This window comes from Nonomuraea sp. NPDC003804, assembly GCF_040610675.1.
Classification (GTDB): domain Bacteria; phylum Actinomycetota; class Actinomycetes; order Streptosporangiales; family Streptosporangiaceae; genus Nonomuraea.
Window position 1 is genome coordinate 79,513 of sequence record NZ_JBEXMT010000033.1, and the last position, 22,858, is coordinate 102,370.

At 69.7% G+C, this 22,858-nt stretch carries 28 protein-coding genes; 14 read left to right on the forward strand and 14 right to left on the reverse strand.

The genetic code is table 11. The annotated features are described in order from the left end of the window. The first annotated feature begins 56 nt into the window (after positions 1–56). The 7 genes from ABZX22_RS35865 (at position 57) to ABZX22_RS35895 (ending at position 6,433) form a co-directional block, all read left to right on the forward strand. Positions 57–1,337 (forward strand): hypothetical protein, encoded by a 1,281-nt coding sequence (locus tag ABZX22_RS35865; RefSeq protein WP_354918359.1) that lies wholly within the window; start codon positions 57–59, stop codon positions 1,335–1,337. 434 nt (positions 1,338–1,771) lie between these two features. Then, positions 1,772–2,851: a ribosome small subunit-dependent GTPase A gene (gene rsgA, locus ABZX22_RS35870; protein WP_354918362.1), complete on the forward strand. Its 1,080-nt coding sequence runs from the start codon at positions 1,772–1,774 to the stop codon at positions 2,849–2,851. After that, positions 2,848–3,735: a class I SAM-dependent methyltransferase gene (locus tag ABZX22_RS35875; RefSeq protein WP_354918365.1), complete on the forward strand. Its 888-nt coding sequence runs from the start codon at positions 2,848–2,850 to the stop codon at positions 3,733–3,735. Before rsgA ends, ABZX22_RS35875 begins: the two co-directional genes overlap by 4 nt. Beyond that, positions 3,732–4,244: an N-acetyltransferase gene (locus ABZX22_RS35880; protein ID WP_354918368.1), complete on the forward strand. Its 513-nt coding sequence runs from the start codon at positions 3,732–3,734 to the stop codon at positions 4,242–4,244. The genes ABZX22_RS35875 and ABZX22_RS35880 overlap by 4 nt, the downstream gene beginning before the upstream one ends. 516 nt (positions 4,245–4,760) lie before the next feature. Beyond that, entirely contained in the window at positions 4,761–5,912 is a 1,152-nt protein-coding gene (locus tag ABZX22_RS35885) for a cytochrome P450 (protein ID WP_354918371.1), read from the forward strand. Further along, positions 5,909–6,088, forward strand: coding sequence for a ferredoxin (locus ABZX22_RS35890; RefSeq protein ID WP_354918374.1), 180 nt, complete (start codon positions 5,909–5,911; stop codon positions 6,086–6,088). The genes ABZX22_RS35885 and ABZX22_RS35890 overlap by 4 nt, the downstream gene beginning before the upstream one ends. A gap of 144 nt (positions 6,089–6,232) precedes the next feature. Further along, positions 6,233–6,433, forward strand: coding sequence for a hypothetical protein (locus ABZX22_RS35895; RefSeq protein ID WP_354918377.1), 201 nt, complete (start codon positions 6,233–6,235; stop codon positions 6,431–6,433). A gap of 158 nt (positions 6,434–6,591) precedes the next feature. Here ABZX22_RS35895 and ABZX22_RS35900 read toward each other — a convergent pair whose 3' ends face one another. Next, positions 6,592–8,025, reverse strand: coding sequence for a DHA2 family efflux MFS transporter permease subunit (locus ABZX22_RS35900; protein ID WP_354918380.1), 1,434 nt, complete (start codon positions 8,023–8,025; stop codon positions 6,592–6,594). A gap of 90 nt (positions 8,026–8,115) precedes the next feature. On the opposite strand from ABZX22_RS35900, the gene ABZX22_RS35905 reads away from it, so the two are divergent. Beyond that, the gene (locus ABZX22_RS35905) at positions 8,116–8,685 is read left to right on the forward strand and encodes a TetR/AcrR family transcriptional regulator (protein WP_354918383.1); all 570 of its coding nucleotides are present in this window, start codon (positions 8,116–8,118) and stop codon (positions 8,683–8,685) included. Here ABZX22_RS35905 and ABZX22_RS35910 read toward each other — a convergent pair. The 5 genes from ABZX22_RS35910 to ABZX22_RS35930 form a co-directional block, all read right to left on the reverse strand. Then, complete coding sequence (locus ABZX22_RS35910) at positions 8,649–9,137, reverse strand: NUDIX domain-containing protein (RefSeq protein WP_354918487.1); 489 nt, start codon at positions 9,135–9,137, stop codon at positions 8,649–8,651. The genes ABZX22_RS35905 and ABZX22_RS35910 overlap by 37 nt on opposite strands. Next, the gene (locus tag ABZX22_RS35915) at positions 9,086–9,271 is read right to left on the reverse strand and encodes a hypothetical protein (protein ID WP_354918490.1); all 186 of its coding nucleotides are present in this window, start codon (positions 9,269–9,271) and stop codon (positions 9,086–9,088) included. Before ABZX22_RS35915 ends, ABZX22_RS35910 begins: the two co-directional genes overlap by 52 nt. Before the next feature lie 173 nt (positions 9,272–9,444). Beyond that, the gene (locus tag ABZX22_RS35920) at positions 9,445–10,296 is read right to left on the reverse strand and encodes a hypothetical protein (protein WP_354918386.1); all 852 of its coding nucleotides are present in this window, start codon (positions 10,294–10,296) and stop codon (positions 9,445–9,447) included. A 567-nt stretch (positions 10,297–10,863) separates the two neighbouring features. Continuing rightward, the gene (locus ABZX22_RS35925) at positions 10,864–11,076 is read right to left on the reverse strand and encodes a hypothetical protein (protein WP_354918388.1); all 213 of its coding nucleotides are present in this window, start codon (positions 11,074–11,076) and stop codon (positions 10,864–10,866) included. Positions 11,077–11,323: 247 nt separating this feature from the next. After that, positions 11,324–11,575 (reverse strand): hypothetical protein, encoded by a 252-nt coding sequence (locus ABZX22_RS35930; protein ID WP_354918391.1) that lies wholly within the window; start codon positions 11,573–11,575, stop codon positions 11,324–11,326. Positions 11,576–11,692: 117 nt separating this feature from the next. Between ABZX22_RS35930 and ABZX22_RS35935 the strand changes: the two genes are divergently transcribed. Further along, positions 11,693–11,977 (forward strand): hypothetical protein, encoded by a 285-nt coding sequence (locus ABZX22_RS35935; protein ID WP_354918394.1) that lies wholly within the window; start codon positions 11,693–11,695, stop codon positions 11,975–11,977. A gap of 422 nt (positions 11,978–12,399) precedes the next feature. Here ABZX22_RS35935 and ABZX22_RS35940 read toward each other — a convergent pair whose 3' ends face one another. Beyond that, a complete protein-coding gene (locus tag ABZX22_RS35940) occupies positions 12,400–13,503 on the reverse strand; it encodes a hypothetical protein (RefSeq protein ID WP_354918397.1) in 1,104 nt (367 codons plus the stop codon). Between the two features lie 259 nt (positions 13,504–13,762). On the opposite strand from ABZX22_RS35940, the gene ABZX22_RS35945 reads away from it, so the two are divergent. Next, positions 13,763–14,107, forward strand: a complete 345-nt coding sequence (locus tag ABZX22_RS35945; protein ID WP_354918400.1) for a hypothetical protein — start codon at positions 13,763–13,765, stop codon at positions 14,105–14,107. A gap of 193 nt (positions 14,108–14,300) precedes the next feature. On the opposite strand, the gene ABZX22_RS35950 is transcribed toward ABZX22_RS35945, so the two are convergent. The 3 genes from ABZX22_RS35950 to ABZX22_RS35960 all read right to left on the reverse strand — a co-directional run bounded on the left by ABZX22_RS35950 (position 14,301) and on the right by ABZX22_RS35960 (position 15,286). Beyond that, positions 14,301–14,564 carry a hypothetical protein gene (locus ABZX22_RS35950; protein WP_354918402.1) on the reverse strand — a complete coding sequence of 88 codons (264 nt, stop codon included), beginning with the start codon at positions 14,562–14,564 and terminating at the stop codon, positions 14,301–14,303. Between the two features lie 99 nt (positions 14,565–14,663). After that, entirely contained in the window at positions 14,664–15,110 is a 447-nt protein-coding gene (locus tag ABZX22_RS35955) for an ATP-binding cassette domain-containing protein (RefSeq protein WP_354918405.1), read from the reverse strand. Then, a complete protein-coding gene (locus tag ABZX22_RS35960) occupies positions 15,098–15,286 on the reverse strand; it encodes a hypothetical protein (protein WP_354918408.1) in 189 nt (62 codons plus the stop codon). The genes ABZX22_RS35955 and ABZX22_RS35960 overlap by 13 nt, the downstream gene beginning before the upstream one ends. Positions 15,287–15,478: 192 nt before the next feature. Here ABZX22_RS35960 and ABZX22_RS35965 point away from each other — a divergent pair, with 192 nt between their 5' ends. Then, positions 15,479–15,874 carry a DUF2267 domain-containing protein gene (locus ABZX22_RS35965; protein WP_354918411.1) on the forward strand — a complete coding sequence of 132 codons (396 nt, stop codon included), beginning with the start codon at positions 15,479–15,481 and terminating at the stop codon, positions 15,872–15,874. A gap of 701 nt (positions 15,875–16,575) precedes the next feature. Beyond that, positions 16,576–16,725, forward strand: coding sequence for a hypothetical protein (locus ABZX22_RS35970; protein ID WP_354918414.1), 150 nt, complete (start codon positions 16,576–16,578; stop codon positions 16,723–16,725). Here ABZX22_RS35970 and ABZX22_RS35975 read toward each other — a convergent pair. Next, on the reverse strand, positions 16,698–17,582 hold the full coding sequence (locus ABZX22_RS35975; RefSeq protein ID WP_354918417.1) for a helix-turn-helix transcriptional regulator: 885 nt from the start codon (positions 17,580–17,582) through the stop codon (positions 16,698–16,700). The two genes, ABZX22_RS35970 and ABZX22_RS35975, sit on opposite strands and share 28 nt — an antisense overlap. A gap of 149 nt (positions 17,583–17,731) precedes the next feature. On the opposite strand from ABZX22_RS35975, the gene ABZX22_RS35980 reads away from it, so the two are divergent. Then, the gene (locus ABZX22_RS35980; RefSeq protein ID WP_354918420.1) at positions 17,732–18,772 is read left to right on the forward strand and encodes an aldo/keto reductase; all 1,041 of its coding nucleotides are present in this window, start codon (positions 17,732–17,734) and stop codon (positions 18,770–18,772) included. 14 nt (positions 18,773–18,786) lie between these two features. After that, on the forward strand, positions 18,787–19,083 hold the full coding sequence (locus ABZX22_RS35985) for a putative quinol monooxygenase (protein WP_354918423.1): 297 nt from the start codon (positions 18,787–18,789) through the stop codon (positions 19,081–19,083). Between the two features lie 293 nt (positions 19,084–19,376). On the opposite strand, the gene ABZX22_RS35990 is transcribed toward ABZX22_RS35985, so the two are convergent. From ABZX22_RS35990 to ABZX22_RS36000, 3 genes are all read right to left on the reverse strand, one after another. Then, positions 19,377–20,735: an erythromycin esterase family protein gene (locus ABZX22_RS35990; protein ID WP_354918426.1), complete on the reverse strand. Its 1,359-nt coding sequence runs from the start codon at positions 20,733–20,735 to the stop codon at positions 19,377–19,379. Between the two features lie 169 nt (positions 20,736–20,904). Continuing rightward, positions 20,905–21,543, reverse strand: a complete 639-nt coding sequence (locus ABZX22_RS35995; protein ID WP_354918428.1) for a response regulator transcription factor — start codon at positions 21,541–21,543, stop codon at positions 20,905–20,907. Then, complete coding sequence (locus tag ABZX22_RS36000) at positions 21,531–22,763, reverse strand: sensor domain-containing protein (RefSeq protein WP_354918431.1); 1,233 nt, start codon at positions 22,761–22,763, stop codon at positions 21,531–21,533. Before ABZX22_RS36000 ends, ABZX22_RS35995 begins: the two co-directional genes overlap by 13 nt. Between the last annotated feature and the right edge of the window lie 95 nt (positions 22,764–22,858).

Genomic DNA, 22,858 nt, shown 5'->3' on the forward strand with positions numbered 1-22,858 from the left:
TAATGGTATTCACTATTTAATGGATCATCATTGAAACGGCGTGAAGGAGTCCTTCGATGGGTACCCGCAGAGGCGGCTGGCCGGCGACGGTCGTCGCGATTCTCCTGGCGGCCACCGGCTGTGCGACGCACGCCGGCCCCGCCGCTCAATCACAGCCGAGCCCGCGCGTCACCGCCACTCCGGACGTCAGGAAGACGGCACTGGCCGAGGCGGCGAAGAGCCTCCCCGCCGTGCTCTCCGCCCCAGGGCCGGTCGCCTGCTCGAGGAATGACGATCAGTGGCAGGCCACGGCCTACGACGAGGCCTTCCGCACCCGTACCGCGACCATCTCCAGCACCACGCTCGCGCCTCTCCTGACCGAGATCGCCACGAAGGTGGGCGGAGAGGAGGCGTTCGTCCGCAGCCTGTGTGGTGCCGAGGGAGATCCCGGCATCAGCCCGGTCTCGCCGGACGGCCGCCGGGTCGCCGTCCAGGTGGACTTCCCGTCCAGCGGCGACCCGACGCACGTCGGCTGGCTGGACCTCAGCACGGGGACATTCACGGACCTCACCGACAGGTCGAGCAAGAAGGGGTACGTCAAGGAGACGTTCTCCGACAAGGACCCCGGATTCGCGCCTGACGGGTCGTTCTGGTTCCGGCGCGACTCCCAGCAGTACTTCTCGGCGGACCCGAACGGCCGGCTGACCCCGCGCCGGCTCAGCCTGGCCTGTTTCAGCAACAGGGACGAGGACACCTTCTACCGCGTCGTGCGGTCGGTCGCCGTGCTATGCCCAGGCATCGTCCACCCTTCCGGGAGGTTCGCGGCCGATCCTGGTGGCGTGGCCGTAGGGATGGCCTTGGTCCAAGGAGTCGAGCTGGACATCCTGGCGAACACGGTGGACCGGTACGCCGACGCTCCCATCCACCTGCCGTTCGGCATGAAGGTCGCCGTGCGCGACGGCGGTGACCTGCGAGACTGCAACCCCGTCGCCTGGATCAACACCACCGACCTGCTCTGCACGGGAGCGAGCAACGACTTCTACACCGTGGAGATCGACCCCAAGACCGCCCGGAACGACCTGGAGTACGTGCAGTCCACCGAGGTGAAGGTGAAGGCTGAGATCGCCCCCGCCACCGAGACAGCGATCATCTCGGTGGCCGTCTCCCGGGACCGCCGCTCTCTGATCATCGCGGCCGACGAGAACAACAGCACCGCCACGGCCAAGCTGTACCGCGCCAGCCTGGTCTCCCCCTCGAAGCCCGTGGAGATCGGCCCGATCCCGGCAGAGTCGCGGGAACACTTCACCCTCTTGGGCAACTACCAGCAGCCCGTACGAGCCGCCAGCAGCTTGCACTGACCGTGAGCTGGGAGGTGTCCTGCGGGTACAGCACCTCTGGCCAGTAGGTGCCGACCGCGTCGACGATCTGCTGGTACTCAGTGTCGGCCACCAGCTCAGCGGCCGGCTCGTCGAGATGCTCCTTGAGCTCGGCCCAGCGTGCCCCGGCTAGTTCCTCGGCGTTCGCAAGGCTCCGGCGTCGACGTCGGCGCAAGAACCCGTGCATCCTGCCAAAAGTGCTAGGCTGCTGATCGTTTGGTGTTGGATTTCCGGATGAGAGGGAGGTGAGGTTCGATGACCGCGGTGAAGACCGCTGCTGTGTGCAGCGCCCGGACATTCCTCACGTCCCGGGCCCCGGTCTGACCCACTTCTTCCCCTCGCCGTAGCCGTCCGGTTTTCGAGGCGAGGGTGGTGTCTGCGTCTCGTCGGGGCCCCTTCCCGCAAGGTGTCTCACGTTGCCAAATCTCCTCACGGATCCTTCCGCCGTCCTGTCCCGGTTCGGATGGACGGAAACACTCGACAACTCCTTCGCCGAACACCGCGAGGCCGGCCTGGTACCGGCCCGGATCGCACGGGCGGATCGCGGCCTGTGTGACGCGGTCACCGGGTCAGGCCCGGCGTGGGCCGCCCTCACGGCCCTGTACTCCCCCGACCCGCTCCTGGCGCCCTGCACCGGCGACTGGGCCGCGCTGCGCCCGGGCCGCGAACCGGAACTGGTGGCCCTGCTGCCACGTCATGGCGCGATCGTGCGTTCGTCGGCGTCACGCACCTCCCAGGGGCAGGTGCTGGCCGCCAACATCGACACCGTCGTCGTCGTGGTCTCACTGGCCGCTCCGCTGGACGCGGCCCGGCTGGAGCGGCTGCTGGCCATCGCCTGGGACAGCGGCGCAAGGCCGCTGATCGTCTTGACCAAGGCGGATCTGGCCACCGACCCCGCCGCCGTACATGCCGAAGCGGGCGCGCCGGCGCCGGGCACGGACATCCTGGTCACCAGCGTGGCCACCGGTCAGAACATCGATGCGTTGACCTCGCTGCTGAGCGGCACCACGGTCCTGCTCGGATCCTCCGGCGCGGGCAAGTCCAGCCTCGGCAACGCGCTGCTCGGCGACGAGCTTCTGGCCATCGGCGAGGTACGGGGGCAGGACGGCAAGGGCCGCCACACCACCGTCCGCCGAGAGCTGGTCCCCCTTCCCCGTGGCGGTGTCCTCATCGAGACGCCCGGCCTGCGCGCGATCAGCCTCTACGACGCCGCCGACGGCCTGGAACAGGTCTTCGCCGAGATCGAACGCCTCGCCCGGGACTGCCGCTTCGGCGACTGCTCCCACGACACCGAACCAGGTCGCGCCGTCCGGTCCGCCATCCAGGCGGGCAAGCTGACCGAGCGCCGCCTGGGCAGCCACCACAAGCTGCAACGCGAGAACGTGTGGGCGGCCTCGCGCGCCGGTGCCCGGCTGCGCGGTGAACGCACCAATCGGCAGAAGGCCATCACCAGCCGTCTGCGCTCGACCTACAAGTTCAGGGATCAGCAATCATGACCGACCGCATCCCACCGACGCCACAGACCCACCCGCCGGCCGAGCGCGGCCCAGGGCCGGACTCTTCCCCGCAAGGAACAGTCACCGCCGCGAGCGACGCCCCGCACGACGTGATCATCGACCCCGTCGTGGCGGCGTTCTTCGCCCTGCACCACGGCCTGCCCCGCCAGGGCCCAGGCTCCGACGCGACCACCCGCCGCCTGCTGGCCCTGGCCGGCCCGCTTCCGCCGCGTCCGCGTGCGCTGGACATCGGCTGCGGGCCAGGCCGCGCCAGCCTGCTGCTGGCCGAAGAGGCCGCCGCCGAGGTCACCGCGCTCGACCTGCACCAGCCGTTCCTCGACGAGCTGACCCGAGCCGCCGCCACCCGTGGCGTCGGCGAGGCCATCCGCACCGTCCGGGCATCGATGGCGGATCTGCCCTACCCCAGTGAGAGCTTCGATCTGATCTGGGCTGAAGGATCCGCCTACCACATCGGCTTCGACACCGCGCTGCACTCTTGGCGGCGGCTGCTCGCCCCCGGCGGCACGCTGGTCGTCACCGAATGCGAATGGACCACCGACTCCCCATCCGCCGAGGTACGGGCGTTCTGGGACCGGCACTACCGGCTGCGCACCCAAGATCAGAACGCCGCCGCGGCGCGCGCTGCCGGATACGCCGTCGCCGCGCTGCACCCGCTCCCCGACAGCGACTGGTTCGAGGAGTACTACACGCCGCTGTCGGAACGAGCCCACGCGGCCGACCTGACCGTGGCCGGGATGCGCGAAGCGGTCGCGGCCACCCTGCAAGAGATCACCATGCGCCACGAGCACGGCACGGACTACCAGTACACCGGCTACGTCCTGCGCCCCCAGGCAAGCACAGAAACGGACTCGAACACCCCATGACCACCTCCTGGATCACCCGCACCGAGACCGCCGCCGACCTCGCCCAGATCCGCGAGGTCAACCTCGCGGCCTTCCCCACCTCGCACGAGGCCGACCTGGTCGAGGCCCTGCGCGCCGATCAGCAGGCGTGGATTCCCGGCCTGTCCTGGGTCACCGAGGCGCCCGATGGCTCCATCGCCGGATTCGCGCTGCTCACCCGCTGCCACGTCAACGGCTCTCCGGCGCTCACCCTAGGCCCGTGCGCCGTCAGGCCCGAGCACCAGCGGCGCGGCGCCGGTTCCGCCGCCATCCACGCCGCCCTCGACGCCGCCCGGCAGCAGGGCGAAAACCTCGTGCTCGTGCTCGGCCACGCCGACTACTACCCGCGTTTCGGCTTCGTCCCGGCCTCCGGCCACTCCATCCGGCCGCCCTTCGACGTCGAGGACAAGTACATGATGGCGCTCGTCTTCGATCCCGCCAGGTCGGTGCCGTCCGGCACCATCCGCTACCCGGCGGCGTTTGGAGTCTGACCCAGGCTGTTCAGCCGGCGGCGTGACGCTGCCGCAGTAGATTCCGGATTTACTGCGGCAGCTGGCGCCGCCGCGATTGCCCCGGTCGAACTGCTGGACAGGACTCCGATCAGGACTGAAGCGGTCGAGCCCTGGCCTGACCTTCTCTGATGCCGAGGGGTCCGGCGCAGATCTTGGGCCCACGATGTGTCCCGCCTCACCTCTCCACCGCATATACGCCACCGTATATTCGGTCTATCCTCCAGTTATACGGTTGCGTATACGCGAACGGAGACAGTGAGATGACCGGCGGTTTTGTCGCCTTCCCCTACCCGCGATCCGAGCGCGGCCTTGCCGAGCGCCGCCGCAAGGCACGCCGAGTTGGCCGCCGTCCATCGCCGACTGGCGCCCGGGCTGCTCCGGGGCGCCGCGGCCAAGATGCGCGGCCACCAATTGCAACCGTGACGTCCGCCCCTCCGGCCGGCCTGTGGAACCGCACCGGCCAGAAGTGATCGCGACAAGACAAGGAGATGACCGATGAGACCGATTCCCACCGACAGGGGCGACTGCCCGTTCGACCCGCCCACCGGCATGGCCGACGAGGCGCTCGGCAAGGTACGCCTGGCCACCGGTGACGACGTGTGGCTGGTGGCCCGCCATCACCTGGTCAGGCAGGTGCTGGCCGACACCCGCTTCAGTTCGGAGCTCGACGGAGGTCTGCGCGGTGTGCCGCTGCACGCCGTACGGCCGGAGCCTGGGATGTTCATCCAGATGGACCCGCCCGAGCACACGCGGCTGCGACGGATGCTGACCGGGCGGTTCACCGTCCAGCGGATGAACAGGCTGCGCCCGCAGATCGAGCAGATCGTCGCCGACCAGCTCGACGTGCTGGAGCAGCAGCCCAGGCCCGCGGACCTGGTGGCGAACTTCGCGCTGCCGATCCCGTCGCTGGTGATCTGTGAGCTGCTGGGCGTGCCGTACGAGGATCGCCAGGAGTTCCAGCACGCCGCCGCCCTGCTGGTGGACCTCACCGGCAGCCCGGAGGAGCTCGAGGCTGGGATGCTGCGGCTCGGTGAGTACCTCCTGGAGCTGATTGCCCGCAAACGGGCCGAACCAGGCGAAGGGCTGATCGATGAGCTGCTCGACAGCGGGTTGCGTGACGAAGAACTGGTCGGGATCGCGGTCGTGTCGCTGATCGCCGGTCACGAGACCACGGCCAACATGCTCGGTCTCGGCACGCTGGCGCTCCTTCAGCACCCCGAACAACTCGCCCTGGTACGGCAGAGCCCCGAGACGGCCAGGACCGCGGTGGACGAGCTGCTGCGCTACCTGTCGATTATCGACACCGTCATGCTCAGGAGAGCGTCCATCGACCTGGAGCTCGACGGACAGGTGATTCCCGAGGGCGACTTCGTGAGCTGCTCCCTGGCCTCCGCCAACCGCGACCCGGCCCTGCTCGAGCGGCCCGGCGAGCTGGACGTGACCAGGCCGAAGACGCCGCACGTGGCGTTCGGGTTCGGGCCCCACCAGTGCCTGGGCCAGAACCTCGCCCGGCTGGAGATGGAGATCGCCTACCCGGCGCTGTTCCGGCGGCTTCCGAAGCTGCGGCTGGCCGTACCGCTGTCGGAGGTGCCGTTCAAGAAGGACGTGGCGGTCTACGGAGTGCACCGACTGGAGGTGGAGTGGTGATCACGGTGGACCAGGGGCGGTGCGCTTCGTCCGGGCAGTGCGTGCTGTCCGCGCCGCAGGTGTTCGCGCAGGACGAGGAGGACGGGCGCGTGGTGCTGCTCGACGAGCAGGCCACGGGCCAGCAGGTACGGCGGGCCGCGACGGGCTGCCCCACGCAGGCGATCAGATTGGCGTAGGCGGCGCCCTCGCGCCGGTCGGCATCGGCGCGAGGGCAGCGCCTGCTCCAACGCGTCCCACCAGCGCCGGCTCGAAACCGATGTCACGGAGAAGCCGCTCGCCTGACCGCGCCAGGTCGGCCGCCGTCAGACGGGCAGCGGGGCGTGCGAGGACTTCCCGCACGGCGGCGGTGCGCACGCCCCCCTCTCCTCCAGCAGGCAGACCGGCTCCACGACAGGTGCGGCATCGACGGCTCAGTCGAGGACTTCGCCAACGCCATCGCTGCCGACGGCCACCCCGTCGACCTCGATGACCTGGCCGGCATCTCGTCCATCACCCACGTCATCCGCCGGTTCGGCAACTAAATCCTCAATCTGACCCAACCGGCACGCCAACCCCACCACCCGACTCGACCTCGAGTCCCGAGTCCTCTTCGCCCCATAACCGGCGGCTCGCTCCGCGCTGCGGATGTTCTTCGGCACCGAGGGGCTGCGGATGACCAAGCAGGCCTACGTCGAGCGGCTCAAGACGTGGGCCGACTGGGAGGAACTGTCAGCGGCGGCTCACTGACTGCTTGGCCTCCTGGCTGTTCGGCCCGGACGCCCCTCGGCGTCCGGGCCGCGGTCAGCCACAGGCCGGTGAAGACGGCGCAGGCCAGCGTCACGGCACCCGCCGCGAGGAAGGCGCTGTTGAGGCCGGATTCGAAGGAGGCGCCGCCGGACTCCCGCGTGTGGACGATCGCCCCGAGCGCCGCCACTCCGAGCACCGCGCCGATCTGCCGGGTGGTGCTGCTGACGCCCGAGGCGAGGCCGCCCTCCTGCGGGCTGACCGCCTGGATGGCGGCCCCGGTCAGCGGCGACATGGTGAGAGCGAACCCGATGCCGACGACCGCCAGCCGCCACCACACGTTCCCGTAGCCGGTATCGGCGTGGACGAAGCCCAGCGCCAACAGCCCCAGCCCGGCCAGGGCCAGGCCGATGCTGACGACGACGCGGAAGCCGTACCTGGCCGCGAACCGGCCCGCGTACGGGCTGACGATCACCATGGCCAGCGAGGTGGGCAGGGTCCGCAGCCCGGCGGTCAGGATCGAAGTGCCCTGGACGTGGACGAAGAACTGGGAGAAGAAGAACGACGACCCCATCAGCGCGAACCCGACCACGACCATCGCCGTGTTGGACACCGTGAACAGCCGCTGGCGGAACAGCCGGAGCGGCAGCATCGGCGTCGACACACGACCCTCGACCACGACGAACGCGGCCAGGAGCACCAGGCCGACGGCGAAGCTGCCCAGGATCACCGGCGAGGTCCAGCCTCGGGAACCGCCCTCGATCAGGCCGTAGGTCAATGCGCCCACGCCCGCAGCGGACAGGACCGTGCCGGGGACGTCGATCGGCGGTGCGCTCGGGTTGCGGGACTCCCCCAGCACGCGCAGCCCGGCCAGCAGCAGGACCGCCCCGATGGGCACGTTGACCAGGAAGATGGCGGGCCAGCCAAAGGACTCCACCAGTATTCCGCCCGCCAGCGGTCCGGCGGCCAGGCCGAGGCCGCTGAATCCGGCCCACAACCCGATCGCCCTGACGCGCTCTCCCGGGGCGGGATACGCGGCGGTGAGCAGCGCCAGTGAGGCGGGGCTCAGCGCCGCGGCCCCGACGCCCTGCAGCACCCGCCCGGCGATCAGCCAGCCGATCGAGGGCGCGAGCGAACACACCACCGACGCGGCCGTGAACACCACCACCCCGGCCAGGAACACCCGCCTGCGGCCGAACCGGTCGGCGAAGACGCCGCCCGACAGCAGCAGCATGGCCACCAGCAGCACGTAGGCGTCGACGATCCACTGCAGGCCGGTCAGCCCGGTGTGGAGCCGCTGCTGCATGTCGGGCAGGGCGGCGCCGACGATCGTGTTGTCGAGCAGCACCATGAACTGACCTGCGCAGGTCAGGGCGAGCAACGCTTTCACGTACATCCCCTCTAAAAGCAGTTCGTGACTGCGTTAACGTAGACCCACGGAGGCTCTAACGCAAGTCTCGACTGCGTTAAGGTGGTGGGCATGGATGAGCAGGGGCGGGCCAGGCGGCCCGGCGGGCGCAGCGCCCGGGTCCGCGCGTCAGTGCACCAGGCCGTTACCGAGCTGGTCAGGGAGCGCGGCTACGGAAACTTCACCATCGGCGACATCGCGGCCCGCGCGGGCGTGGCCGACACCAGCCTCTACCGCCGGTGGGGCAACCTCCAGGCCCTGCTCAGCGATGTGCTGCTGACCCGGCTCAACGCGCGGTCGCCGATGCCTGACACCGGCAGCCTGGCCGGCGACCTGCGGACCCACGCCGCCAACGTGGCCCGCGAGGTCACCGGCCCCGACGGCCTGGCGCTGGTGCGGCTGACCCTCGCGCTGTCAGGCGAGGGTCAACAGGGCCTTCAGGCGCGCGACGAGCTCCTGGCCGACCGCACCAGGCAGTTGCAGGCCATGCTCGACCGCGCCCGCGACCGCGGTGAGGACCCGCCCGACGCACTGGAGGTGCTGGACCATCTCCTGGCGCCGATCTACATGCGCGTCCTGTTCGGCGCGGGCCCGCTCACCCCTGACTACCTCGAGGGGTTGGTCGACCGGTTGCTCGCCTGATCCGGTCCGTCGCGCCATCTCGTCGGTGACAGGGAAACCCCCTGCGCGCGCATGAACTCCACCACCGTCTCCACCGCGCCCGCCACCCGCTCGCGCGGCACCACCTGGGTGCCGGTATCCCATGTCGCCAGCCCCAAACGGGCGATCTTCGCCGAGATTCCCAGCCGCGGCGCCGTGGCCGGCTTCCTGCTGCTGATGGCCGAGCAGTTCGCCCGCAAAGCGCCTGCACGTGCTGACCTACGTGGAGGACAAGGACACCTCCGGCACACAGGGCTGATCCCGTCCTGGCACACGAACGTGAACAAAAAGCGGACCGGGACGCCGGCGCCCAGTTCCTCGACCAGTTCGCGGGCCGCCGCGTCCTCATACGATTCGCCTACGCCCACCGCGCCGCCGACCATCACGTCATAGTGGCCGGGAAAGCGAACATGCCCCTCGGCTCGGCACAGCACGAAAATCCGCCCCTCGGATCGCGGCAGATCGTCGTCGCGATCCGATGCACCCACCGCCGACGCACCGCCTCCGCGCGCTCCACGACTTCCAGCACGCGGTCCTGTTCATCCACCCGCTCGATCAGCCCACCCATGCAGCACACGGTCGCAGACGCGGATCTGGTGCGCGGCCGCGCGGACATCCGCGCCTGGCTGGTCGCGCGCTGGAACCGTCGTTCGGGTTGCCCGGGAGGGACAGGCGGTCGTGCGCGCCGGCGGTCAGCGGTCGCCTCCGGCGGGGGCGCTCAGGCCCTGCTACCGGGACGCCTCAGGTGTTCTTCTCGTCTGCCGGAACGGGCGTGTTCTGCATACGGCTGTACTCCAGCAGATCTTCTTCGTCGATCACCTCGCCCGCGGGCGGAGCGGCGATGACGAGGTCGAATCCCCAGTCGGTGTAGCGCGTGTCGCTCCGCTTGACCAGCGGATCTTTCCCCTCTCCCACGGTATCAGCGGTGATCAGGCGCTGGAGGACACCGTCACGGTTGGCCCAGAGTTGCCAAGAGATCTTCCCTTTGCTCTTCTCGTCGATGCGCCTACCCGAGCTCCAGTTGCTGACGTGGCCCTTGGAGACCGTGTTCAGCTCCTGGTAGCTCATGGTGCCCCGGTAAACGAAACCGCCGGAGACGGGCTTGCTCGTCGAGCGCTTCAGCACGGCCTTCATCATGGACGGGTCGTACACGTTGATCGGCTGCAGGCTGGCGTCCTGGGCCATGTCCCGGGCCATGCGTCCCCTGTGGTTGTTCGGGAACCGGATCCACTTCTTGCCGTCGGGGACCGGCCCGGGGTACTGGTCGGCGTCGTCGTACACGTCTTCACCGACGCGGATCACATGGTAGGGATCCGGCTTCTTGGGCGGGACTCCCTCGACCTTCGGCAGGGGAAGGTCCCACCAGGTGAAATCCGCAGCCGCCGGGCCCGTGGGGGCGAGCTGGAGACTACCGCTGATCCGGATCCCGCTCCCGGAGATCTTCGACTTCCTGCCATAGAAGTAGCGGTTGGTCTCGGCGATCCGAACGCCATGCTCGTTCCGGAGCTGCCGCTTGAGCGCGCGCGCCGGATCGGGAGCGCTTGCCTGCGCGGCGGCGGGACTCGTGGCAACCGGTACGGACGCGATCAGCACGGCGACCGCTAGGGTAAGCCACCGTCTCATGGGTCATTTGTCCTGTTCTTGGGCTTTAAGGCATTCGGCGGAAAGGTGAAGCTCACCGGAGATCGTAACGGGTGTGTCCCCGGACACCTGCTCCGGTTTGGTTGGGGTGGCCGGAAGCTGCGGCGCGGCTGTAGGCCTGGTAGGGGAAGGCGAGGCCTCGGGTGGTGGGCCGTACCCAAAAGCTGGGCCCATTCGGTCCGATCCTTCGGACGCCCGATCAGGAACGGAATGTCACGCCAAGCCGCTGCTCAACCCCCGGAACACAGCATGGACGGCCGACAAAACGAAGCTCCCAGCGCTGGGGTCTTCTCGCCGTTCTGTGGACCCGCCGCTGGATGTCGGTGGCCGCGGCTAGAGATCTTTGGCCGGGGTTGGCCCTGTCGGCCTCCGTCCGGGATGTCATACAACAAGGGCTGTCCGGCGCCAATTGCGTAGAGGGCGTGCTGGGTGGCCACGTAGATGCGTCCGACGGTACGCCCCTGCGCGTTCGTTGTGCGTACGATCGCCGGCACGGCCGGGTCTCCGTCTTCGAGGGGTTCAGCCCCGGCCAGGCTGCTGAGAGAGCTCCCGGTCCCAGTCGACCGTCTGCGCCCACTCCAGGTAGGAGTGCCAGCCCACCTCCGGGAACTCCGCATGCAGCGCGGCGATGTCGGCGTGTACCCGGTTGTCCTCAAAACTCTGGAACATGTCAGCGATCTCATCTCCGGCCCACTGACGGATCATCGGGATGGGAATGTTCTCGTACGGCACGTCCGAACCGCGGCGCGCTCAACCCGCATCGGGCCTGCCCCCTGCCGGAGCGGCATCATCGATCCACCGCTCTCCCGGCACCGGCCGTCCCCCCGCCGGGAACTGCCCGTAGCCGCCGCCGTCGTCGTAGTCGTCTGCCCGCCCCTGAGGGCCGCGCCGAGCCGTCCGAGCATGGCAGTGACGGCTGCGGCGATCACCCTCCGTCCAGGTTCAAGACGGCGTCCAGGATGAAGGTAGAAGGCCGCTGCTACTCAGCTACGTCGAGCCAGCACAGCAGGAACCAGATGCCGTCCCAGCCTGGGAATGCGACGTGGCGGACGAGTTTGCTGCCGCGATGCACGGACACCTCGAGGATGAAGTTGTCGTCGCCGAACTCGCCCACCAGGTTGACCGAGGTCTCGTCGCCTGGCTCCACGGGAGCGTCCGGCCATGCGAGTACGGCGGCGTTGGCTCGGATTTTCGCCAGTAGGTCGTGGATGGTGGCCCTGTCGTGGGTCATACCGTCAGGCTGCCAGTGGCCAGGGCAAGAGGTGGCAAAACCGGTCGCGGCGTCGTATCGCTTCTCGCGCTGGGGGTAGCAGGCGGGACCATCACCATCGCCATCACAGGGGGAAACGTGATCAGCACCCTACACAAGATCGGCATCAAGTCCTCGCACATGTACGCCGCGGGCTTCGCTTCCATTGCCGCGTCACTCGCGTCGTGGTGGCTGTCGGCGAGCGCAGAGCCGGCGGGTATCGAGCGGGCCGACAGGTGGGGCATCTTCGTCGGCGAGTGGGCGCCCACGTTCTTCGCTCTCGGGCTGGCGCTGCGGACGGAAGAAATTCACGCCATGGGCGACGGTCAAGTGCAGGCGAAGGCCGAGCGGGTTCCGGAAGGTGTCGGTGCTCCGCTCGGGTAGAGCAGCACGGATCGGCCGAGAGGCAGTTCGAGCGCGCGCTCGAGTAGGTAGGCGCGACCGGGTCGTGGCCGCGCGCGGGAGCCCGGTCGCCGCGACAAGATCCTGCTCCAGTGGACCACGTGGGCGCTGCGCTGGGGCCACGGCGGGCGCTCCACGTCGGCCACGGTCACCCGGTTCGCGATCAGGGTGAACCATCGGACCCGGGCGGGACGACAGCTGGGCTGATGACCTTCAATCCGCTACGGGAGCGCGGCATCCCGCTGGACAGGCAGCTACGGGCGTGAGCTCAACGTCACGCCCATCGACCCGGACCATGCCGACCTCTACACCCGGATGCAGGTTTTCCGCCGCACTTGACTTGGCACCTACCGCCACCCCGGCTCACGGGCGGCGCGGTTGATCTGTGCCGCGGGCTTTCGACTTCAGTCGACTCTCCAGTCTTGCTTGCGCGGTGGATAGGCGAATGTCTGGGTGTCGGCCCAGCCCTGCGCAACGATGTGGTAGTCGTGTGCGGCCTCGCTGGCGGCGTGCAGGTGGCCGACGTCGAGCCTGTCGGCGGTCGTCCAGGTTCCGTTGACCTTCTGCTCGATGACGTAGCGGAATTCGTTGAAGCCCTGGGAGGAGGACACGAACGTGTTGGCGATGGTGAGAGAGCGTCGACCTGCGGTGAGAGTTCGCGGGATTTCGACGACTTGGTCCCTCCACTTGTAGATGCTGTCACCGGGCAGTGGTCGCCACACTCCGGCGAGGTTCCCGTTCACGGTGATGCTGGCGTGTTGCCAGGCGACCCCTACGTCCAGGCGGCGGACCAGCCGTACTCCGGTGTTGGATGGATCGATGCTCGCGGTGAACCGGCTTGACCCGCCAGGGCCGAACGCACGACCGTCATCGCTGATGATGTGGCCGGGATCCACAGGGCTGCCGAAACCGTCCGGCGTGATCCGTTCAGGCGTCTTCCGCTGATGGATGATGACGCTCAGAGCCGCCGCGACTGCCAGCGTCACCAATACGGTCGGCATGAAGGCTTGGCGCCAACCGCTGCTGGGGATGCGGGCCGGCCCGGCCTGGCTCGGCTCGGCCGTCTGGGCGGCGGCGGACGGCGCTCCGCTGGAAGATTCGATCCCGGGGTTCTCCTCCGGCCTGGCGGGTATGCGGGCAACCCGTACCCGCTCCCATGCCTGTTCCCATGCCGGAAGCTGGTCTTCGGGCACCTGGCACGCCCGCAGGAAGGCCACCATCACGGCCTTCTTCGGGAAGCGTCGGCCGGCCAGCATGTCCGCACAGGTCGTCCGTGGCAGCCGGGTCCTGCCCGCCTTGTCCGCCCGCATCTCCAGTTCACGCAGGGAGGTATCGGCTCGCGCGAACTGCTCGGCCAGGGCCCTCACCAGACCCTCGTGACAGATCACCGTCTCCACCCCGGGTCGGGCCACCGGTGTGACGGCCCGGGGATCCTCGCCGCGTTCCGGATACTCGCGCATCACCCTCAACCGTTGCCCTTCCGCCTCGGGCCGTTCGGCCTCACTCAACCAACCTCTTCCTGTCGCAAAGTGTATGAGTGATTACCGAGAGTGTTCGAGGGGTGGTGTCGGCGGCTGCCTGCCGTCCGGTCCCGGCCGGCCGGCCGGTGGTCGAGTCCGTCCGAGTCTGTCCGAGTCACTGTTGGACACCTCGGCTGCATGGCTTTGCTGACTCGTATGGCGGCCAACCGGCCCCGATATCAGTCAGGAGCCAGGGGGCCCTCGGTCAGCCTGGCGGCCCACGACTCCCTCGTACAAGGAGAAGACCGTGAACACATCACGCACACTGCGGCGCCTCGCCACCAAGACCATGATCGCCCTTGCTGCCACGGCCCTCTGGTCGGGAGCCGGTCTCATGGCGGCCGGTGCGGCCGGGGCTCAGGCCGGCCCTCCTCCTGGCCTGCCCCGGATGCACGCCTACTGCCAGCACTTGGGGCACCTCAACTCGGTGGCCACCGACCCCGGCTCGGTATGGAGCTGGAGGTGCGTCGGGCACAGGGGCGAACATCACGGAATCAACATGCACGACGCCTGCCGGTGGCACTACGACGGCAGGCTCACGCGAGCCGCCTTCCACAACGTGAACGACGCGTTCTCCTGGTACTGCTACTGACCACTGGGTGGACGAGGATGTTCATCGAGTGCTGACAAGCAGCGGGCCCGTCGCCTGGCGAGGACGACCTGGGCCCCGCGTGCGGGGCGAGCGCCGCACGCGGGGCCTGGTCGCTGTCGCTGTGAGCCATAGGCCATAGGTGTACGGGGCAGCTGGAACCACCGGACAGCGCCACGGCCAGGGCCGATGCACGCTAGTGCGGCCCGGCCTGCCGGGCCAGAGCCCGCCGGCACCGCCGGTACTGGCAGAAGGTGTTCGCCGCCGAGATGATCGCCACCATCAGGACGCACCTGCAGGAGCGGGTCGGGCGGCGCTGGCCGGTCTGCGGTGTCTGGTTCGCGCCCGGCGTCGGCATTCGCCGGGACGCGGTGTACTGCTCGCCGCCGTGCCGTACGGCGGCCTGGCGGGCCCGCCGACGCCTTTCCTCGGCCACACAGCCGCTACGCCGAGCCGTCACGCCCGCGGCCCCTGTGACGGTTCGGGCCCGCCTACACGTGGATGACCTCGGGTGATGCTGGACCAAGGCCGTCAGGAGGTCCTCGGGCATGGCCCTCCTTCAGGGGCGCCGGCCCCGGGGCCTCGCGTGGCTGGATGGTCCGGAAACCTGGGGCCGTGCTCCCGAAGAATCCGCCAGCCGAACAGCGAGGGGATCACGGATGGCGTGGCGGTGGTTGGTCCGTACGACTTCACGCTGCCGGCGATCGCCGCAGTGATCGCCGGCAGAATGCTGAAGATGTCGTTGGCTTCGGCCATGTTGCGGGCGAACCGGTCGAACTTGGTGACGGTGAAGACGGTGCCGTTCCAGACTGCGGCGAGCGCCCACCCGGCCCTGGGCCACCGCCCGGCGCGGCGCCGCGCCCAGGACGGTGATCTCGCCCGCGTCGGGCCCGGCGAGGCCGAGCATCAGGTCGACGGCGGTGGACTTGCCTGCGCCATTGGGGCCGAGCAGCGCCACGGTCTCGCCTGGGGCCACGTGGAAAGTGACGTCGTTCAGCGCGCGCACCCGGCCGTAGTGCTTGCTGACCGCGGTGAAGGTCGGAGCAGGACGTGACCGGTGGCAGCGTCGATGACCGCGAGCTCGATGCCGACGCCGTCCAGGCCGGTGGTCTCGGTGTCCAGGACGACCGCGGCACCAAATTCCAGGTCGGCGCAGGCCCGGCGGATGACGTCGCCGGCCACGGTGGACAGGGTGATGTGGTCGGTAGCGGTTAGCGGTCACCGGTGAGGGGACGTATCGGACTTGGGTGATGGCTCGGCGTTACTGTGCGGGCTTGTGCCGGTCAGCCGTGACGGGCCGGAACCGAGGATGGGGGCTCCCGTCCCGCGTGCCAGGCCGCCGCTGCGGCGGCCGTCGGATCGGAAGGGGGCATCATGCGGATGCGGTGGGACGCGTTCTTGTCCGCGATCCAGGAGCGCGGCGAATATCCCTCGCGGGAGGAGGCGGAGCAGGCCTCCCGCGTCGTCCTGGCCCTGCTGGGCGCGCACCTGGTGGGCGAGGTGCGCAACGAGCTGGCCGCCTGGCTCCCCGAGACGCTGGCGCTGGTCCTGCTCAACCCCCTGCCGGCCTACGAGCCGCTGACGCCCGAGCGGTTCGTCCGGGCGACCGCGGCCTGGATCGAGGGCGCCACGGAGAAGACCGCGACGTGGGACGTCAGCGCCGTGCTGAGCGTCGTGGCCGACACCGCGGGCGAGGACCTGATGAAGCGGATCCTGCTGCAGCTCCCGCCCGGCTACGACCTGCTGTTCGGCCGCCCACAGCCAATCTGACGACATGCCCTCCGCAAAGGGGTTCAGCGCACGACGCCGGGCGGAGTTTGGGCCGTGGACGTGCCCGGGGCCGCCAGGTCGTCCAGCCCTTGGTCACCTCGTTGTCTGGCCGGGCGGCCCGCGGGTTCCGCGTGTTGACCAGCAAGTGACGGGCTGGCACACCGGTACGCCGATGGCGCGTGGGAGCGGCTCACCGAGCGGGAACCCCCGTACGTCGCCGCCGAGCGCACCGAGGACTGCTCAAAGGGCCCGTACCTGCTGCGGCTGACCGACGCCGGCACCCGCCACTACGCCGAGCAGTGGCAGGCGTACGCCCGCCTCTACCCCGCGGTGAACGCCCCCCGATGGAGCGCCCCGCCTGGCCAGCCGAGGTCGACGCCGGCCTGGCCGCGATGAGAAATGCGTGGGCAGCTCGCCGAGACACTGGCGGGAATCGGCCCGGGTCGCGGTACGGCCGAACAAGGCCCCGCCGCCGTGGTCGAAGCGGTAGCCGCCGGAGGCGACCCGGTCGCGGCGCTCGACGCGACCCCAGCCAGGTGACCGACTGGCCGTGGGTCCGGACGCGCCGAAGCCAGGACTCGCAGAGGTGGACGCCGACTTGGCCAGCACGAGAGCTCCCGGACCTCCAGGCGCCTCGCACGGCAACGACCGCGCCGCAGGAGACGTTCGTCTCCGTCACCCTGCACCCCGACACTGCCGAGGTGTGCCTGCACACCGGGCAGACCCTGGTCACCCTCCAGCCCGCCCGTGCCGGGCTCGTCTACCCGGTCCGCGTCTCGGTGTGCGAGCCGTGCGCGGACCTCCTCACGCCCACCCCGACCGATCACGAGCCACCGGACCCCGATCTGTGACCTTCTTCTTCGCCCTGCCCGGCCCAGACGGCAAGAAGCTGGAGCGCTGTTTCGGCGGGTGATCCTTCCTCGGCGGTGTGCACGATCAGGGCCAATCCGGGGTCGTCCGGCAGCCGCAGGGTCTCGTAGGTGAGCTCGATCTCGCCGACCAGCGGATGCCGATACCGGTAGTGCCCGTGTCTTTTGTCCCTCACCTCATGCTCAGCCCAGATTTCACGGAACTCGGCGCTGACGCTGGAAAGCTCGTCGATCAGGGTCTGGGTGGACGGGGGGACCGGTCGGTGGGCAGCGTCCATCCGGAGGAAGCCCGCGACGTCGCGGGCCCGCGCCCGCCAGTCGGCGAACAGGTTGCGCACGCCCTCGTCCAGGAACACCAGCCGGGCCATGTTGCGCTCTGCGGCGGGGATGGCGCCGAAGTCGGTGATCAAAGCTGTCGCCAGTCGGTTCCAGGCCAGCACGTTGGTGTTGCGGTCGACCAGGTAGGCAGGGGCGTTGTCGATCGAGGCCAGCAACCGGCGAATGCTCGGCCGCAGGGGCGGGCGGTCGTCCGCGGTCTCGGGGGGCGCGGCGGGCGCAGGGCGGGCCAGCCGGTGCAGGTGCGCGCGTTCGGCCGGATCGAGTCGCAACGCACGGGCTACCGCGTCGAGGACCTCCACTGAGAAATGCAGGGTGCGTCCCTGCTCCAGCCGGATGTAGTGGTCGACGCTTACTCCGGCCAGTTGGGCCAGTTCCTCGCGGCGCAGTCCAGGGACCCGGCGCCGCGCCCCGTAGGAGGACAGGCCGAGCTCCTCGGGCCGGAGCCGGGCCCGACGGGATCGGAGGAACTCCCCCAGCTCGGCGCGTCGATCCAAGACCATGCCTCCTAGTATCACCGGCCGAGACCCAAGTGATCCTGGTCAGGGTGTGCCTAGGCAGTGCTGGGCACTGTCTGAGCCGCCGTGAAACGCCGAGGGTGGGAACCCACCGGAACGGTTCCGGCTTTCCGATTCACAGGAGCGCATCACTCATGACTGTCCTACTTGGCCGTACCGGCATGGAGATCACCCGATTGGGCTTTGGTTCGTGGGCCGTGTCGGGCTCGGGCTGGACCTTCAGCTGGGGCGCCACCGACGACGCCGAGTCGGTCGCCGCGATCCGCCACGCGCTGGGCGCGGGCGTCAACTGGATCGACACCGCCGCGGTGTACGGCCTGGGCCACTCGGAGGAACTGGTCGGCAAAGCTATCGCCGACCTGCCCCAAGCCGACCGCCCGTACATCTTCACCAAGGTCGGCCTGGTCTGGGACCCCGACAACCCGTCGGCCGCACCTCGGCGGATCATGAAGCCCGCCAGCGTCCGTCGCGAACTCGAGGACTCGCTGCGGCGGCTGGGCGTCGACCACATCGACCTGTACCAGGTGCACTACCCCGACACCGGCGAGTCGCTGGAGTACGCCGGTGGCGGTTTCGGGGCGGTGTCGCCCAACGCCACGCCTCTGGAGGAGTACTGGCAGGTCATGGCCGATTTGAAGGCCGAGGGCAAGGTCCGGGCGATCGGGCTGTCCAATCACGCGCCCGACCTGCTCGAAGCCGCCGAGCAGATCGCCCATGTCGACGTCATCCAGCCCCCGTTCTCGGCGATCAACCGATCGTCCGCGGCCGAGATCGCCTGGGCACGCGCGCATGAGACCGGCGTGATCACCTATTCTCCGCTTCAGTCCGGCCTACTCACCGGGGCCTTCTCCGCCGAGCGCGTGGCCGGCCTGCCCGCCGAGGACTGGCGGACCGCGCACGCCGACTTCACGACCGGCCTGACCGCCAACCTCCAGCTGGCCGAGGCGCTGTGGCCGATCGCCGAACGCCATGGCCGTACCGTGGCCGAAGTGGCCATCGCCTGGGTGCTCGCCTGGCCCGGCATCACCGGAGCCATCGTCGGCGCACGCAAGACCGCCCAGGTGGACGGCTGGATCGGCGCGGGATCGTTCGAGCTGACCTCTGCCGACATCGAGGAGATCGCCACCGCGATCACGGTCTCCGGCGCGGGCAGCGGCCCCGCCCGCCACGCATGAAGGAGACCGGGGCCATGTCTCTCCTCGTCATCGCTGAGTTCCTCGCCGCACCCGGGCAACACGACCGGCTCCGCACAGCGCTGGAGGCCATGATCGAACCATCCCTGGACGAACCCGGCTGCATGGCCTACCAGCCCTACACCGATCCCAACAACCCCGCCCGCATGGTGGTCGTCGAGCAATGGGCCAACCGGCAAGCCCTCGACGAACACTTCACCACCCCCCACCTCCACCACGCTCAGCAGGTACTCGACCAGATCCTCGCCGAACCCCTGACCATTCGGACATTGGTCGAAGCCCCGACCGTATGAACGAGCCACCGCCGGGCACGCATCCCGTGCCCGGCGACGGCCTGTTCCGGCAAGCCGTCTGCACAGCTGATCGGCGGTGGGAAACGATCACCCCGTCTGTGGGAAGCGATCTAGTCCTCTGCACTGATTCCCGAAGTCCAGTTCACTGATCTGACAATTTCCTTGTGCTGGTGTTGGGTGAAGTGATCACCAACGTAGGGATGGGCGGGGGCGCGGTTCGATCCCGCGGGCTGGCCGGCCGATGGTGCTGGCTACCGCACCACCATCGGCCGGCCGGCCCGCAGGAAGGAGGGTCAGGGCAGCGGGGTGGCTGCCTCGACCCGGTTGAGGTGCACGATCACGTCGAAGGCCGCTCCCAGGGCCAGCGGCCGGTTGAACTGCTCGGGCACGTAGGTGGCCGGGATGGTGAAGGTCGGACGGGCGGTGTCCAGCCACGCTCGGGTGGACGGGGTACGGCCGGCGCGGCGCAGGTCGACGTAGTAGTCGCGGTAGCGCACCCGGTCCAGGACGGCCTCGCTGCTGGCCGGGACGGGAGTGCCGGTGTCGAAGACCGCGACCTTGCCGGTCTTGGGGTCGATGGCGCGGAAGCGGCCGCTGTGGATGGTGGTGCCGATGGCCACGTAGGAGGTGCCGGCCAGCGAGCGCAGGACGGCCCCCTGGGTGACCGGGTAGAGGTCGGGCCAGGCCGAGACGTAGCCGACGTGCCCGTTGTGCGCGGCCGCCACGGTCTTGCTGCCGGTGTGGCGCTGCCACCACACGGTGTTCTCGGCCATGGCCCGGTCACGGTGACGGTGCAGGGCCGACCCCTCCGATGCGTACATGGTGGTCATCTGGACGATGACGCGGGCCTCCTGCAGGACCGTCGGGCTCACCTTGCCGCTGTCATCCAGCAGGCGGTAGGCGGCCTGAGCGTCACCGGCCAGGGCGGCGCGCCGCTCGGCCGGCAGTTCGGCCAGGGTGTTCATCCGCTGCTCCACGCCGGCGGGCAGGGCGAGCAGGCCCGCGTAGCGGCGACGCAGTTCGGGCTCGAGCGACGGCTGGTGCTTCTTGGCCCAGGCGAGGATGCGCCGGTACTGCTCGGGGTGGACGTCGCCGATGTCGAACCCCATCACGCGCAGCTTGCGTGAGGCGGTGCGGTTGTAGTCGCGCATCCACTCGTACAGGTCCATCCACTCCTGGGTCTTCCACGCGCCGTAGGACTGCTGGAACTCCTCGGCCATGATCGTGCGCAGGTCGCCCTTGCCGGTACGCACGTAGGCGTCCAGGCGGACGCCGGCCGACCAGGTCGCCTCCAGCGCCAGCGTGGTGAAGCCCTGGGTCTGCACCAGGTGCCGGAACATCCGGTGCCGCAGCGTGAACAGCTCCTTCGAGCCGTGCGTGACCTCGCCGATCCCGACGATGGTGGCGCCCTTGGTCATCGCCGACAACGCCCGCAGGTCGCCGGACTCACCGCCCGGGACGGTGCTGCGCAGTTCCTGGGCGTTGCGCTCCAGGTCCGCGACCACCCGCTTCTGGCCGGCGTCGGCGGCCATCGTGGAGACGCCGGCGGCGGCGGAGGCGGAGGTGGCGAATGCCGGAGCGCTCAGGCTCGTCAGACAGGCCGCCAGCGCCAGGGTGACCGGCACGGTACGACGCAGAGTGTTGCTCGACAAGACAGGTCCTTACGTTGGGTGTCGGATGAAGCAATCACCAACGTAGGGAGCGGCGTGGACGGTTTCGATCCCGCCCGCTGGCCGGTCGATGGTGGTGCTGGCTACCGCACGCCGCCCGCGGTCCAGTTCACAAGGCCGTCGTCCGGAGGCCGGGTGGCAGAGGCCGGCTTCAGGCGCCGAGGTAGCGCAGCACGGCGGCGACCCTGCGGTCCATACGGTCGCTGGGAGCCAGGTCGAGCTTGGCGAAGATGTTGCGGATGTGCTTGTGCACCGCTCCCTCGGTGATCACCATCTTGTCGGCGATGGCCAGGTTGCCCAGCCCTTCGGCCATCAGCGCGAGCACCTCGCGTTCACGCGGCGTGAACTCGGCCAGGGGGTCGCGGCGGCGGGTGAACAGCTGGGCCACGACGTCCGGGTCGATGGCGGTGCCGCCGTCGGCGACCCGGTTCAGCGCCTCCAGGAACTGCTCGACCTTGCCGACCCGCTCCTTGAGCAGATAGCCGACCCCGTGCGTGCCGTCGGCCAGCAGGTCGGTCGCGAACGCCTGCTCGACGTGCGCGGACAGCACCAGGACGCCCAGGCCCGGCTGCAGGCGCTTGGCCGCCACGGCCGCCCGGATGCCCTCGTCGGTGTGGGTGGGCGGCATGCGCACATCCACCACCGCCACATCGGGCCGGTGCTCTTCGACCGCGGCCAGAAACCCCTCGGGGTCGCTCGCGGCCGCGGCCACCTCGATGCCCTCCCCGCTCAGCAGCAGCACCAGGCCCTCGCGCAGCAGCGCGTCATCCTCAGCGATCACGACTCGCACGGCAGTTCCACCTCGATCACAGTCGGCCCCCCGTCGGGGCTGGTCAGCGTCATCGTTCCGTCATGGGCCTCGACGCGGCGGCGCACGCCGGCCAGCCCGGTGCCCGCGTCATCGCGGGCGCCGCCCTTGCCGTCGTCACGCACCTGGACGCGCAGCACCGGGCCCGCACGTTCGACGACGACCTCCGCGTGCCGGGCGCCGCTGTGCTTGCCCACGTTGGTCAGCGCCTCGGCCACGGTGAAGTAGGCGGCGCTCTCCACCGACAACGGCACCACGGCGAGCTCACCCACCCGCACCCGGCAGGGCACCGAGCATCCGGCGGCCAGCGCGTCCAGCGCGCCGGCCAGCCCCTTGTCCTCCAGGATCGGCGGCAGGATCGCGCGCACCACGCCGCGCAGCTCCGCCAGCGCCTGCTCGGCCGCGTTCCTGGCGCGTTCCAGAGCGTGCGCCGCCAGGGCGGGATCGCGTTGCAGAGCACGTTCGGCCGCGGCCACCGTGACCACGACCGCGTTCAGCCGGTTCTGCGCGCCGTCGTGCAGGGCCCGCTCGATCCGGCGCAGTTCGACGGCGTGCGCGCGCAGCGCCCCCGCGCGGGTCACGGTCAGCTGCGCGATGCGTTGCGACAGGTCGATCGAGGCGTGCGGGACCAGCAGTTTCCTTGCGGGCAGCGCCTGCAGGCGCGCCAGCGCGGGGAAGAGGCGGACCAGGACGACCACGACGGCCAGGCCGATCACCGAGGTGGCGATCGCGCCCGGCCAGGTGGTGACCGGGACGGCGAAGTTGGTGAGCTGATCCTCGCGCGCCAGCATCTGCCAGTAGAGCGGGTAGGTGACTTCCCGCAGCGCCGCCACCGGCATGACCAGCCCGAGCAGGCCGCAGGCCGGGCCCACCACGGCGTAGAGGGCCAGCCAGCCCAGGTCGCGCAAGGTCGCCGGATCGGCACGGGCCGCCCGCATCCTGGCCGCCCAGCCTCGGGGCAGCTGCTCGGCAGGCAGCCGGTACGGGCTGACGATCTCGACACCCGCGCCGGCCAGGCGCCTGCGTTCCCACTCGGCCGCGCCCCTGGTCATCGCGACCATCGCCGGCACCAGCGCCAGCCCGACCCCGACCAGGCTCAACGCGGCCACCACCAGCCAGCACAGCGCGACGACGACGGCCATGAACGCGGTGCCCAGCCCGCCGGCCAGCCGTTCCAGACTTTCAAGGATTCCTCGCAACACTGGCGCCATAGTAGGTGAAAGGGGACACGGCTTGCTCCAGCCCGCTGTACCACGGCCAGCTAGCGTGCGGGATGTCCGCAGATCGGGCCTGTTTC